Origin of the sequence: Rothia sp. CCM 9416 (assembly GCF_048513535.1) — a bacterium.
Lineage (GTDB): Bacteria > Actinomycetota > Actinomycetes > Actinomycetales > Micrococcaceae > Rothia.
This window is the reverse complement of sequence record NZ_JBLXXR010000016.1, coordinates 15,854-28,541: the sequence shown is the minus strand read 5'-3', so window position 1 is coordinate 28,541 and position 12,688 is coordinate 15,854. Positions and strand designations below refer to the sequence as shown.

The following is a 12,688-nucleotide window of genomic DNA, read 5'->3' as shown; positions in this document are numbered from 1 at the left end:
GGGCTAAACACAGATTTTTGCTGAACCTGTTAGGCCTTACCGCTTGGTGACATCGACCAGATCAACAACAAAAATCAGTGACTCATTGGGGCCAATTGCAGCACCGGCACCGCGCTCGCCATAGGCCATATCGCTAGGAATCTCCAGACGACGGCGTCCACCAACCTTCATGCCGAGCAGGCCCTGGTCCCAACCGCGAATAACCATACCAACACCTACCTGAAAGCGGAGCGGTTCCCCTCGACCCCACGAGGCATCAAATTCTTCACCGGTGGAAAAGGCAACACCAACATAATGCGCAGAAACTGTGTCACCGGGTTCGACGATATCGCCGGCACCCTCAATTTCATCGATGATAACGAGCTCTTCGGGCACGCCACCTTCCGGAAAATCAATTTCTGGCTTAGTGCGATCAAGTTTGCGCTGACCAAAAGACATAAGATTATTACCCTTCTAAAGTATTATTCGCTCGCTGAGGCTGAAGCTTCAGCAGATTCGGATTCAGTGCTTGTTGCTTCAGCGGACGCGGGAGCAGATTCAGCGGTAGCGGAGGGAGAAGCTTCTGCACGAGAAGGAGCGCTACCGACAATATCAACGACAAAGACCAGGGCACCTTCAGGGGCACCCGAGCTAGCGGCATCTTCACCGTATGCCAGCTCGCTCGGGATTATGAGAAGCACACGGGAGCCAACGGTCTTGCCAGCTAGGCCCTTCTTCCAGCCCTCAATAACCTGTGAAAGAGAGAGACCAGCGGGGGTCTTGCCGTAGTTTCCATCAAACTCAGCGCCGTCAGACCAGGTCGCACCGACATAGTTGACGTAAACAGTATCGGTTTCGGTAATAGCCGGGCCGTTACCGGTGATTAAGTCCTCGGTATAGAGCTCGGTGGGTGCATCCCCGCGATCCTCAGCAAGCTTGAGGGTAGCAGTACCGTCATCGGTGAGCGAGAAAGATTCAAGCGCGGTTGACTTCTTCTCCTTAGCCTGACCTTCAGCGCTCTTCAGTAGCTTGCCTGAAACCGTGTAGACCTCAACGTTGGTTGCTGTACCGGGTGAGACAGTCGGTGTAGCCGAAGCTGTTGCGGTGGATGTAGCGTCGATGTTAGTGGTGTATGAGAAAGATACACCCACTTTGGAGTCAACCAGAATCTCGTAGAGCTCGGGAGCCGCTGTTTTCAGGCTTTCGCCGACAGGGATAATCATGGGATTGCTAGCGTAAGTGCTATCAAGGGCACTCGTATCTGCACCGTTAAAGACAGTGGCATCAACGAGCAGGGTGTCGCCGTCCTTAATGGTTTCACCCTCACCATCAGAAATCTTGTAGGCTTCAGCATCAGAAGCCGCAAAGGGGGTAGCAAAAGAGACTGATGGCTGAGCTGTTGCACCGTTCATGGAGTAGTTGACATCTGAGAGCTTCGAGCTGTTGCTTGAGCCAGTGCCGCAGGCCGACAGCGCCAAAGCGAGCGCGGCTGCACTTGAAAGGATGAGGGTTGACTTTTTCTTCACGGGGGTTCACTTTCTAGGGTCTGCCAAATATGACGGGATTCTTAACCGGGTTCATACTATCTGATAGACCTGGTTGAGTTCTGAAAAATTGCTAATATCCACTAAATAAACGGGGTCTGCCAGGTCTGTTTTTCCTTGTGCCCTAGAGAACTGAGCAGTTCATCTAGCTGGCTATTTTGAGTTTCAAACGGATCTTTGCACATGATGGTGTGCTGGGGTCTGTTGTTGAGCTTCAGGTGAACCCAGTCAACGGTAAAGGGCTCCCCCGCGGCTCTGGCGGCGCTAATAAAGCGGCCACGAAGTGCAGCGCGTGTTGCTGGTGGGTTGACTGCCGCATGGGCTATGTCGGTTTGCTCGACCAAGTTCTTGATAAGACCCTTACGGCTGAGCAACCCAAAGATGCCGCGCTCCGGGTCAATATCATGATAGGCAAGATCAAGCTGTTGAATCTTGGGGTCGTCATACCCGTGAGCGCCCCGCGCAATATAGGTGTCCAGGAGTTTTTTCTTGATGGCCCAGTCGATTTCAGTGTCGATGAGGGAGGTGTCGCCTGTTTCAACCGCGTCAAGGGCCCGCCCCCAGAGGTCGAGTACATAGGGGACATCGGGGTGGTGGGGGCCTTTGTGCTCAATGTATTGGGTGGCCGCTTGGTGGTAGTGGCGTTGTAGGGTCAGTGCGTTGGCCTGGGTGCCGTTGGACAGATCGAAGATGGCGGTGCCGGTGAGGTCGTGGGAGATGACGCGCAGGGCGGTTGCGGTGTCTTTGATGTCGTAGGTATTCAGGGGGTAGTAGTCTTCGAGCATGCGCAGGACAAGCTCGGTGGCTCCGAGTTTGAGCAGGGTTGTTGCCTGTGACATGTTGGAGTCGCCGTTGATGACGTGCATGCGGCGGTAGAGAGAGGCATCGGCGTGGGGTTCATCGCGGGTGTTGATGATAGGGCGGGCTCGGGTGGTGGCGGTTGATGAGCCTTCCCAGATGTAGTCGGCCCGTTGGGAGAAGGAGTAGCTGGGGTGCCCTGGGGTTCCGAGGGTGCGTCCGCCCCATTGGGGTGGGCCTTGGGGGTGGGTTTTGCCAGCGCCTACGATGATTTGGCGTGTGATGAGGAAGGGTATGAGCGATCGCATGAGCCGGGAGAATTCTACTTTGCGTTCGAGCATGTAGTTTTCGTGGGAGCCAAAGGAGTTGCCGGCCGAATCTACGTTGTTCTTGAAGAGAAAGATTTGGCCCTTGTAGCCCTCTGCTTCGAGATGGTCTTGTGCTTGGTTGACCAGGTCATTGAGCAGGTACTCCCCCGCTTTGTCTTGGGTAAGGGCGTCGCGGATTGAGGCGGTTTCTGCGGTGGCGTATTCGGGGTGGGAGCCTACGTCGAGGTAGAGTCGTCCCCCGTTGGGAAGAAAGACATTCGATGAGCGCCAGGTGTCGACAACGGGTTTGAAGAGCTTTCGGGCTGCTTCTTCGGGTGAGAGGGGGCCGAGCCCACGGGGTATGTAGCGGATACCGAATTCTGTTTCGATTCCGAATATTCTGCGTTCCATCTGTGTCCTTGCCGCTGGTTGAGGGGTGTGGGTGGGGCCTGGGGCTCTTATTGGCCGCCCTTTTGGACGAATCCTTTGACGAAGTCTTCTGCGTTTTCCTCGAGGACACCGTCGATTTCGGCTAGGAGGTCATCGATTTCGGAGACAGCCTGGTGGTTGATGTCGGTTGTTGTGGTTGCCAGTTGGATTTCGTCGGTTCCCTGGCTGGTGGCCTGCTTCTGGTTCTGTGCTTGGCTTTGGATGCGTTCCATGGTGTTTTCCTTTGCTGGGGTTGGTTAGTGTTCGGTCTTGTTCAATAGAGCGAAGAGTTGGTCAGCGTGGGCAAGACCGAGGTGGGGTTCTACTGTTTCTGCGGTGAAGCCGGTGGGGTCGTCCATGTGCAGACGGTGCAGGTCAATTGAGAGCGGGTTGCGGGCTGAGAGGGTATCCCAGTTAGCTCCTAGGACTTCATCGGGCCAGGTGGTGATGAATTTGCCGCGAAGATAGGCGCGAGTGTCACGAGGCGGTTCGTGGGCGGCGCGGGCAATCTCTTGTGGGGTGAAGAGGGTCTTCATGCGCCCCAGGGCTACCAGCTTGTGGTAGAGGCCTTTGGTGGTTCTGACATCGGAGTATTGCAGATCGATGGCTGCCAGTTTGGGGTCGGCCCAGGTATGGCCCTTGGCAATGTAGGAGCTCATGAGGGCGTATTTGGCAACCCAGTCCAGTCGGTCTGCCAGGGAGAGCAGATCATGTTCTAGTGCCTGGAGTGTGTCTGCCCAAAGATCCAGAATCTCTTGGGTTTCGGGGTCGGGGTTGGCTTCGAGGTTTCGGGCGGCCTGGAGGTAGGCATCTTGAATCTCCAGGGCGGTCATTTCTCCGCCGCTAGCCAGTGCCAGGGGCTGTTTGAGGCTAAGATCATGGCTGACAGCGTGCATGGCTTGCACCGGGTTAGCCAGCTTAATGGCTGGGACCTGCTGAGCCTCTACCAGGTTCAGTACCAAGGACATGGTGCCAAACTTCAGCAGGTTTGAGTAGTGTGAGAGGTTAGCATCGCCGGTGATCACGTGGAGCCTGCGGTATTTACTGCTCTCGGCGTGCGGTTCGTCCCGAGTATTAACCAGAGGCCTGCGAACTGTGGTTTCTAAGCCAACGGTGCGTTCAAAGAAATCGGCGCGCTGTGAGATTTGGAAGCCGGCTCTCTCCGCTGCTGTTCCCAGCCCTACGCGTCCAGCACCCACCATAATCTGGCGGGTGGCGAAGAAGGGCAGTAGGGCCGCTGTCAGGTACTCAAAATCTACTGAGCGCGGGAGCAGGTAGTTTTCGTGAGACCCGTAGGACTGCCCCTTCCCGTCAGTGTTGTTTTTATAGAGGTTAACAGCAGGCATGGTGCTCTGCTCCCCCTGAACCATACGCTCAATGGTTGCTACGCTCTGGGCTGCTATATGGTCCCCGGCGGCATCCCACAGAACCGCATGGCGCGGGTTGGTGACTTCGGGAGATGAGTACTCGGGGTGGGCATGATCTACGTAGAGGCGAGCGCCGTTGGGCAGTATGGAGTTCATGGTGACCGCGTCCCAGTCGATGCGTTCGGCAAAGTGACCCGCTTCGCTGAGTGCTTCGGCGGCGATGTCTTCGCTGGTCAGGATTTGAGCTGTGTCGGTGAGTTGGCTGGGGTGGGCCTTTTCGCGCGTAACGGTGAAGCCTCGGGCATCGGTGAGCGGGGTTTCTGAGCTGTATTCCCAGGTGCTGTTGAGCTCGGAGGTGAGCTTCTCTTTAAAGAGGGTGTCATAGGTGTTGACGACAAAGGCCGAGAGAACGGTGGGGTTAGCATGGGGCTTAGCTGGGGCATGGACCCCGTATTCGGTTTCGGCTCCCATGATGCGGCGAACGGTCACGGTATCCTCCTCTTATTCAGCTTCGACCGAGCGTGCTGGTGCTACTCGGAGGACGCGTAAACGGATGTTCAGGGTGGAGAGGACGTCTTCAATTTCTGCGGCCTGGGGTACTTCGACCTGGTCTTCGAACTCTGCGCGGACCGCTTCAAGCAGGTGCTCAGTGGTGATCCCGTCTGCGCCGGTGGAAAGGTAGGACTTAATGGCCAGTTTTTTGGCCTGGTCTACGATGTTGCGGATAACGGCACCGGAGAGGAAGTCGCCGCGGAAAAGCCAGCGGCTGACCCCGTTCTCTAGGTCGATGAGGATGTAGCGGTTGGCCGGATCGGTGGAGAAGAGCTGGCTAACCACGGTTTCAATCATGGTGCTAACGGCGGCTTCTTTTGAGCCGGCCCGGTCGATTTCGCTCTGACTAATGGGGAGTTGAGCGGTGAGGTAGAGGCCAAAGATTTCTGCGGCTCCTGCCCGGTTGGGGCGGTTGACGCGGATTTTGACGTCCAGACGGCCAGGTCGTAGCACAGCCGGGTCGATCATGTCTTCACGGTTGGTTGCGCCGATGACAATGACGTTATCTAGGCGCTCAACGCCATCAATTTCGGAAAGCAGCTGGGGAACAATCGTGGTTTCAACGTCCGAGGATCGTCCGGAGCCGCGAGTGCGGAAAAGGGATTCCATCTCGTCAAAGAAAACGACTACAGGGTGACCGGCGCGGGCCTTGTCGCGGGCGGCGGTGAAGATCTCGCGAATCTGGCGTTCGGTCTCCCCCACGTACTTATCGAGAAGCTCTGGGCCCTTGATGTTGAGGAAGTAACCGGTCTTGCGGATGCCGTCGTCTGCTTTCTCTGCTGCGCGGGCTGCCAGTGAGTTGGCTACGGCCTTGGCTATGAGCGTCTTGCCGTTACCCGGAGGGCCGTAGAGCAGGATTCCCTTGGGCGGGGTCAGCTCGTACTGGCGATAGATTTCGGGGTGTAGGAAGGGCAGCTCAACGGCATCACGAATGAGGTCAATCTGTGAACTGAGGCCACCGATCTGGTCATAGGTGATATCGGGGACTTCTTCAAGGACTAATTCTTGGGCATCGGTATGCGGAACCAGGGAGGTAATCATCTGGATCCGCGAATCGTAGGTGACGGTATCGCCCAGCCTCAGGTCAGCGGGGTTCAGTGCGCCCGAGATTCGGGCGACAGCCTTTGACTGGTTGGGCATATCAATGACCGCATGAGTGTCATCGAGGAGCTCTCGAACCACGACCAGCTCCCCGTAGCCTTCAAAGCCCAGGCAGAGGACAGCTTGACTGTGCTCATTGAGCAAGACCGTCATGCCGGGTTTAAGTGTAGAGAGGGGAAGAAGCGGAGAACAGGTAATGCGCACCAGACGCCCACCTAAGAATACGTCCAGGTGCTCTTCTATCTCAGCGGGGGTCTTACCCTTAGCCAAGTCCTGGTAGGTCATGCTGGCACCGTGTACTGCTAGAACAATAGCCGAGTTCAGCGGCGGCGCTACCTCCTGAGAAAGCGCTAAACGCAAGTGCTCAATCTCGTTTTTAGTTTTAGTGAGTGCGGTGACCAGCTTTTGGTTTCTCTCACCAGCAGCACGGAGCTGGCGGTCAAGGTTCCGGCGGTTATCGTTGGCTATATTGAGTTGCCTCAAAATACGTTCGTAGTCGGTTGCCGAAACATTCATCTGTTCACTCATCACTGATCATCTCTTCTGTTGCCCGTCCCCTGGTGCCCTCAGTAGATGCCCGCGGGCACCGGGGAGATTCACGGCTTTTCTACTCTGTTTCTTGAGCGTGCTGGCTAGCTGATGTTGCCTTTTCGGCCAGACTCAAGGCGTCACGGCCCGCCCGGCGGAGCTTACGGTCCGATACCTTGCGCTCACCCAGGGCAGCCGGGGTCCAGGCATTCATATCCTCTTCGGAAAAGTCGGTCTTAGAGGCGCGGCGCTTGGGTGCCAGACGCTCTGCACCGTCTGCCAGACGGCGGGCGGTAATCAGGAAGCCGGTGTGAGCTACCATGCGGTGATCGGGGCGTACAGCTAGGCCCTCAACATGCCAGCCGCGCACCATGGTCTCGTGTGACTCGGGTTCGGTGAACCGGCCATCAGCGCGCAGGGCTTCTGCCACGCGGGAGAGCTGGGTAACGGTTGCTACATAGCAGATAATAACGCCGCCGGGTGCCAGTGCCTGGGCAACAGCGTCCAGGCATTCCCAGGGTGCCAGCATATCCAAAACAGCCCGGTCAACGCTGCCGGGTTCTTCGACATCGCCCAGGGTCTCGGCCAGGTCGCCCAGGGTTAGGGTCCAGGCAGGGTGGGCACCGCCAAAGAAGGTCTCGATGTTACCGCGAGCGATATCAGCGAACTCTTCACGCCGCTCAAAGGAACGCAGGTGCCCCTGATCGCCCACAGCACGCAAGAGGGCAATTGAGAGTGCCCCAGAACCCACACCCGCTTCAATGACGCGAGCGCCGGGGAAGATATCGGCCATTGCAACGATTTGCCCTGCATCCTTGGGGTATACAACAGCTGCCCCGCGCGGCATGGAGAGAACAAAGTCCTTGTAGAGGGGGCGCAGGGCCTGGAACTTAAAGCCTTCGGAGTTCTCAATCACGGTACCCTCAGGGTGGCCAATCAGTTCACTGTGTTGGAAGAAGCCACGGTGGGAGTGGTACTGGCCCCCTTCGGTGAGGGTAATGGTGGTCATGCGTCCGCGTTCGTCGGTGAGTTGTACGCGCTCGCCAGGTCGGAAGGGACCGCGACGGTTAATGCTACCGGTGGGGGTGCTCATAAGGTCAGAAATCTCTTTCGTTAAAGTGTTTTTTCCATTGTCTCAGATAAAGCACCGGTGAGCACACCTGCCGTCTCAGGGTGAGGGCGGTGTGATGCTGCTGAGCGCTCCGGCTATGTCCTGGGCGGTTACGGTTCCGGCGGGGCCAGCGGTGCCGGTCACTAGCCAGATTCTGTCGAGGGCGTTCTCGGCGGGCGGTTCTGTGTAGCTGGCAAAGCCCTGGTACTCGTCTATGATATCGGTGGGCCCTGAGCTTAGGGTGAGATGCCGTCTTTGCAGGGGCTGGGCAATAGCGGCTAGGGGCTGGTAGGCCAGGCTCTGGTAGGAGGCTCTTAGGGTACTTGCTGGTACCACTGCGCGAAATTCGGGTTTTCCTTGGCCCTGGCTGATAAGAACGATGTCGCTCCGGCCGTCCCAGCCTTGTGCGGCAAGACCGATAAGTTCACTGTCAAATTCACAGCTAGCAGGTCCTATGAGTTGCTGAACGTGCAGAGGGTGGCCTGTATCGGAGTTCATTCCAAGTTTCTGAACAGCTGGTAGGAGCCCGGCCCCGATATATACGATAAGGAGCGCCCCAACGATTAAGGTGATGGGGCTCTGCCAAAAACCGGTCATCAGGAGAAAACCAATCAACAGTGCTAGGAGCAGAAAGCCGGTGTAGGTGACCAAGGCGTGAGCCGTTGAGCGACTCCGCACCACCAGGAAGATCAAAGCTTCAACCGCATACCCGCCGTCTAAAGGAAAGGTAGGTAAGAGGTTGAAAAGCCCTATGGCTAGGTTGACCTGCACAGCCAGGTGGAAGCCGTAAAACTCAGCGGTGCCAGTAAGTGCCCAGATGATCTGGCAGGCTAAAGCGACCACAAAATTCATTAGCGGCCCAGCTAAGGCCACCCACAGGGCAGTTGAAGCAGACATAGTGTGCAGGAGGGTCTGCCCGCCCCACATATTGAGCGTGATAGAAGAGACTCGGGCCTTGCGTGCTCTGCCGACCGTCGCGTGTGCAAGTTCATGTAAGAAGACACCCAGTGCAAGAGTGATAGCGACAACGGCCGCTGCCAAATACCCCTGAAAGGTGCTCAAGCTCTGCCAAGAGGCAAGCCGCATACCGTAGCCGGCAATAACGAGCCCCATCAGTGGAAACCATGACCTTTGCAGGTATATGGGCGCACCGGCGAAGCGGCCAATCATGAGCCCGGGTGTTTTCCTCATGCTTTCGCTCCTGCTTCCTAGGGTCACATCAAGACAGGGTTATCCTCAAGCTAGTGTATTACCCAACCAGCGCCCGGCACATATCGGGTAGAATACGGGGAGTGTTTACTCAGCCGCTACCTCACCATCTCTTGACCCACTACGCCCAGAAAGCCGGCAAACAAGGCCAGGTGCCACCTACCCTCCTGCTGGTGGCCTTTGAGGGCTGGAACGATGCCGGTGAAGCCGCCAGTCAGGCAGTCCAGCTGGTGGCAAAACACTACCAGGCCAAGCCTTTTGCTGGTTTTGAAAGCGAGTCTTTCTACTCCTACACAGAGAGCAGACCCCACCTGGTACCCGAAGCTCAGGGCCAAGCCACGGGGATTAGCTGGCCCCAAACGCGTTTTGTCGAAGCGTGGAGCACCAAGGGCACACGGATTCTAATCATCACCGGTCAAGAACCCTCCCTCTCCTGGAAGAACTACTGCCAGCACCTACTGGAACTCATAGACCGGGAAAAAGTTGATCTGGTCATCTTCTGCGGTGCCCTGCTCGATGAGGTTCCGCACACCCAACCAGCACCTGTAGGCATCACAAGTTTTAGCCCCACCATGCTGGTGCACCCGGGCGTTGCCCCCAGCACCTATACCGGGCCTACCGGCATCATAGGGGTTCTGGCGCATGCCGCTGGTGCACGCGACATTCCGGCGCTCTCGCTCTGGGCATCTCTGCCCCACTATCTGGCGCATCCGCCCCACCCCAAGGCAACCTTTTCCCTGCTCAGCGTCATCGAAGCCATCACGGGCCTGCCCATGCCGCTTGAAAAACTAGCAGATGAAATTATGGCCTGGGAACGGGGTGCCAAAGAGCTACTTGAAGACGAACCTGAGCTCCTAGCCTATGTCCAGCAACTGGAATCAACTTACGAAAGAGCAGACAGCATCGGGGATATCAGCAAGGTCGATATCGCCGCTGAATTTGAGCAGTACCTCAAAGAGCAGGACAGTGAGGGCGGCTCTCCCTCCTAGTTACTCATGGCTAGGGGCCCGCTCCAGGGGACTTCTGGTAAAAGAGACCGGTGGCGGCTCCCGCTCAGTAGGAGTACCGCCACCTGTCTAAGGGGTGCAGGGAATACTGGCCTTAGGCTCCCAGGAGCACACCCAACCGAGCAGACAAAAGATCGGCTACCAGCTGGCCACCCCTACCACCGTGTTCCACAACTGACAGTGCCCACTGGTCAATCGCAACCAAAGCGGCTGGAGAATTCAGATCATCGGCGAGCGCATCACGAACAGACGCTAAGAGAGCTAAGGCCGCTTCATCGGCCTCTCCTTCGGCACTCGCAAGAGCTGAACGGTAGAGCTCCAAACGTCCCTTAGCCTTATCTAGCAGGTCATTGTGCCAGAACCAGTCGGTACGGTAGTGGTTATCCATGATGGCAAGACGGATTGCAGCCGGCTCAACCCCAGCCTGGCGCAGCTTAGATACCAAAACAAGATTACCCAGGGACTTACTCATTTTTTCGCCGTCTAGGCCCACCATTCCAGTGTGCATGTAATGCCGGGCCATAGGCTGGCCGGTCAGGGCGTACGAATGGCTGGCACCCAAATCATGATGCGGGAAGATGAGGTCAGACCCACCGCCCTGCACCGAGAAGGGCGCCCCCAGATGGCTACCCGAAATAACGCTACATTCAATGTGCCAACCTGGGCGGCCAGCGCCCAGTCCCTCAGCAGGCCAGGACGGTTCACCAGCTCGCGCTACCCGCCACAGAAGCGGATCTAAGGCCTTGCGCTTACCGGGGCGGAGCGGGTCGCCACCACGCTGACTAAAAATAGTTAGCATCTCTTCGGGAGTGTAGTGGGCTATCTGGCCCAGTTTCCAGCCATGCTTACTCCCCTCACCCAGCTTCTGGGCCGCATCAAGGTCAAAGTAGATATCGCCCTCAGGCTGCTGGTTACCCTGCTCATCGGTAAAACCGGGCAGGCGATAGGCCAGGCCGCTTTCCAATAGCTCTAGCACCGCCTGAGCAACAGCAGGAATAGAGTCCACTACGCTCACATAGTTATCGGGCGCAATAACATTCAGGGCAACCATATCGGTGCGGAACAACTCGATCTGCTGCTCAGCGAGTTCCTGCCAGTCAACACCCGTTGCCGCGGCACGCTCTAAGAGAGGGTCATCTACATCGGTAACATTCTGCGCAAACTTTACCGGCACCCCGGCATCGCGCCAGGCCCGATTCAGCAAGTCAAAAGCTACATAGGTAGCCGCATGCCCCATGTGCGTAGCATCGTAGGGTGTGATACCGCAGACATAAAGCCCGGCTTGCTCTTGGCGCTCCAGGGTTGCGCGCGCCCCCAGAGCCGTATCAAAAATGGTAGGAAGGGGTGCCTGCCCCGGCAGGGACGGGATAGGGGGTTGTTCCCAAGCTCGCATGAATACCTCACGTTTGGTGGACTTTCTTGGCTCAGCCCCAGCCTATTTGGCCAGGTGCCCGAGTCTAAAACTCTCTAGATAAAACAATACCCGCCCGGTTTATATTTCCGGGCGGGCTGTGCAGTCCAACTAAGTTTAGGCGACGAGGATGCCTGTCCCCAGAAGGATGTAAAGTACTACGCCCAGCGCAATGCGGTACCAGATAAAGATGCTGTAGCTCTTATGCGAAACGTACTTGAGGAACCAGCCGATGATCAGGTAACCCACCACAAAAGCAACCAGAGTCGCCACGACGGTTGAGCCCAGACCGTAGTAGCCGTTGAAGCCCTCAGAGAGGCTACCGGCGAGCTTGTACAAGCCCGATGCGAATACTGCGGGAACCGCCAATAAGAATGAGTAACGAGCGGCGGCTTCGCGGGTATAACCCATCAGCAAACCTGCCATGATAGTGCCACCTGAGCGGGATACGCCGGGGACTAAGGCCAGTGCCTGCGCGAAGCCGTAAATCACGCCGTGCTTGATATTCAGGTCGGTCAGATCGCGCTGTTCCTTACCGATTCGGTCAGCAATTGCCAGGAAAAGGGCAAAGACAATCAGCATGGTTGCTGTAATCCAAAGACTACGGAAGGTTGAATCGATGGCATCTTCAAGAATCAGGCCAAGGATGCTGATCGGCAGCGAGCCAATAATAATGAACCAGCCCATACGAGCATCGGGGTCCTTCTTATCAACTCGACCGATCAGAGAACCAAACCAATTTTTGATGATCCGAACAATGTCCTTCCAAAAGAACACCAGAACTGCTGTTTCGGTACCCAGCTGGGTAATAGCCGTAAACGCGGCTCCAGGGTCCTCACCGTTGGGCAGGAACTGCCCAATGATGCGAATGTGCCCCGAAGACGAAATTGGCAAAAACTCTGTTAGACCCTGGACTAGACCCAGGATGACTGCTTGTATCCATTCCACAGCTAGAACTTTACGCGAGTCAAAACAAAAGCACAGCACCGCTCGCGGTGCTGTGCTTGGAATAACAGGCTACAAAATCTTCTCTAGCCCCTAAGGTTACTCGGCCTGATCAGCATCTTCTGCGTCGTCAGCCACAAATTCGTAATCGAATTCATCGGTGTCATCGTCTTCATCCAGGAAAACTTCCAGAGGAGTGACCTCTTCATAAGCGTCAAAAAGAGCCTCTTCGTAACGCTCAAAGGCATTGGCAATGGCAACGTAGGCGTTGTCTACAGCCGCATCGTGTTCACCTCGGCTGTTAACGATTGCGTTGAGGTGCTCTTCAAGAGCGGATGTCAGATAAGCCAGTTCGGCACGAGGATTTGTACTCATACAGTAGACGTTACAGCCTTTCTC

12 protein-coding genes are annotated in these 12,688 nt (G+C 56.5%); 1 reads left to right on the top strand and 11 read right to left on the bottom strand.

From position 1 onward, the window contains the following. Positions 1-36: 36 nt before the first annotated feature. From ACN080_RS07620 to ACN080_RS07585, 8 genes are all read right to left on the bottom strand, one after another. Complete coding sequence (locus ACN080_RS07620) at positions 37-438, bottom strand: FKBP-type peptidyl-prolyl cis-trans isomerase (protein WP_419099713.1); 402 nt, start codon at positions 436-438, stop codon at positions 37-39. Between the two features lie 23 nt (positions 439-461). Further along, positions 462-1,505: an FKBP-type peptidyl-prolyl cis-trans isomerase gene (locus tag ACN080_RS07615; protein ID WP_419104493.1), complete on the bottom strand. Its 1,044-nt coding sequence runs from the start codon at positions 1,503-1,505 to the stop codon at positions 462-464. 101 nt (positions 1,506-1,606) lie between these two features. Next, positions 1,607-3,040 (bottom strand): Pup--protein ligase, encoded by a 1,434-nt coding sequence (pafA, locus tag ACN080_RS07610; RefSeq protein ID WP_419111976.1) that lies wholly within the window; start codon positions 3,038-3,040, stop codon positions 1,607-1,609. A gap of 47 nt (positions 3,041-3,087) precedes the next feature. Next, positions 3,088-3,291, bottom strand: a complete 204-nt coding sequence (locus ACN080_RS07605; RefSeq protein WP_419104491.1) for a ubiquitin-like protein Pup — start codon at positions 3,289-3,291, stop codon at positions 3,088-3,090. Between the two features lie 24 nt (positions 3,292-3,315). After that, entirely contained in the window at positions 3,316-4,896 is a 1,581-nt protein-coding gene (gene dop, locus ACN080_RS07600; RefSeq protein ID WP_419113471.1) for a depupylase/deamidase Dop, read from the bottom strand. Between the two features lie 30 nt (positions 4,897-4,926). Continuing rightward, on the bottom strand, positions 4,927-6,606 hold the full coding sequence (gene arc / locus ACN080_RS07595; protein WP_419111975.1) for a proteasome ATPase: 1,680 nt from the start codon (positions 6,604-6,606) through the stop codon (positions 4,927-4,929). 79 nt (positions 6,607-6,685) lie between these two features. Continuing rightward, positions 6,686-7,699 (bottom strand): tRNA (adenine-N1)-methyltransferase, encoded by a 1,014-nt coding sequence (locus tag ACN080_RS07590; RefSeq protein ID WP_419110437.1) that lies wholly within the window; start codon positions 7,697-7,699, stop codon positions 6,686-6,688. A gap of 75 nt (positions 7,700-7,774) precedes the next feature. Further along, on the bottom strand, positions 7,775-8,908 hold the full coding sequence (locus tag ACN080_RS07585; protein WP_419111974.1) for a site-2 protease family protein: 1,134 nt from the start codon (positions 8,906-8,908) through the stop codon (positions 7,775-7,777). A 101-nt stretch (positions 8,909-9,009) separates the two neighbouring features. Between ACN080_RS07585 and ACN080_RS07580 the strand changes: the two genes are divergently transcribed. Next, positions 9,010-9,915, top strand: a complete 906-nt coding sequence (locus ACN080_RS07580; RefSeq protein ID WP_419113459.1) for a PAC2 family protein — start codon at positions 9,010-9,012, stop codon at positions 9,913-9,915. A 112-nt stretch (positions 9,916-10,027) separates the two neighbouring features. Here ACN080_RS07580 and mshC read toward each other — a convergent pair whose 3' ends face one another. The 3 genes from mshC to ACN080_RS07565 form a co-directional block, all read right to left on the bottom strand. Further along, on the bottom strand, positions 10,028-11,326 hold the full coding sequence (gene mshC, locus ACN080_RS07575; protein WP_419113458.1) for a cysteine--1-D-myo-inosityl 2-amino-2-deoxy-alpha-D-glucopyranoside ligase: 1,299 nt from the start codon (positions 11,324-11,326) through the stop codon (positions 10,028-10,030). Positions 11,327-11,461: 135 nt separating this feature from the next. Further along, the gene (locus ACN080_RS07570) at positions 11,462-12,292 is read right to left on the bottom strand and encodes an undecaprenyl-diphosphate phosphatase (RefSeq protein WP_419113457.1); all 831 of its coding nucleotides are present in this window, start codon (positions 12,290-12,292) and stop codon (positions 11,462-11,464) included. A gap of 96 nt (positions 12,293-12,388) precedes the next feature. Next, positions 12,389-12,664: a hypothetical protein gene (locus ACN080_RS07565; protein WP_419113456.1), complete on the bottom strand. Its 276-nt coding sequence runs from the start codon at positions 12,662-12,664 to the stop codon at positions 12,389-12,391. Positions 12,665-12,688 lie beyond the last annotated feature (24 nt).

Excerpts from the sequence above, each read along its gene's own strand:
- arc (WP_419111975.1), bottom strand. The coding sequence starts at position 6,606 with ATGAGTGAACAGATGAATGTTTCGGCAACCGACTACGAACGTATTTTG.
- ACN080_RS07590 (WP_419110437.1), bottom strand. The coding sequence starts at position 7,699 with ATGAGCACCCCCACCGGTAGCATTAACCGTCGCGGTCCCTTCCGACCT.
- pafA (WP_419111976.1), bottom strand. The coding sequence starts at position 3,040 with ATGGAACGCAGAATATTCGGAATCGAAACAGAATTCGGTATCCGCTAC.
- ACN080_RS07620 (WP_419099713.1), bottom strand. The coding sequence starts at position 438 with ATGTCTTTTGGTCAGCGCAAACTTGATCGCACTAAGCCAGAAATTGAT.
- dop (WP_419113471.1), bottom strand. The coding sequence starts at position 4,896 with ATGGGAGCCGAAACCGAATACGGGGTCCATGCCCCAGCTAAGCCCCAT.
- ACN080_RS07585 (WP_419111974.1), bottom strand. The coding sequence starts at position 8,908 with ATGAGGAAAACACCCGGGCTCATGATTGGCCGCTTCGCCGGTGCGCCC.
- ACN080_RS07565 (WP_419113456.1), bottom strand. The coding sequence starts at position 12,664 with ATGAGTACAAATCCTCGTGCCGAACTGGCTTATCTGACATCCGCTCTT.
- ACN080_RS07605 (WP_419104491.1), bottom strand. The coding sequence starts at position 3,291 with ATGGAACGCATCCAAAGCCAAGCACAGAACCAGAAGCAGGCCACCAGC.
- mshC (WP_419113458.1), bottom strand. The coding sequence starts at position 11,326 with ATGCGAGCTTGGGAACAACCCCCTATCCCGTCCCTGCCGGGGCAGGCA.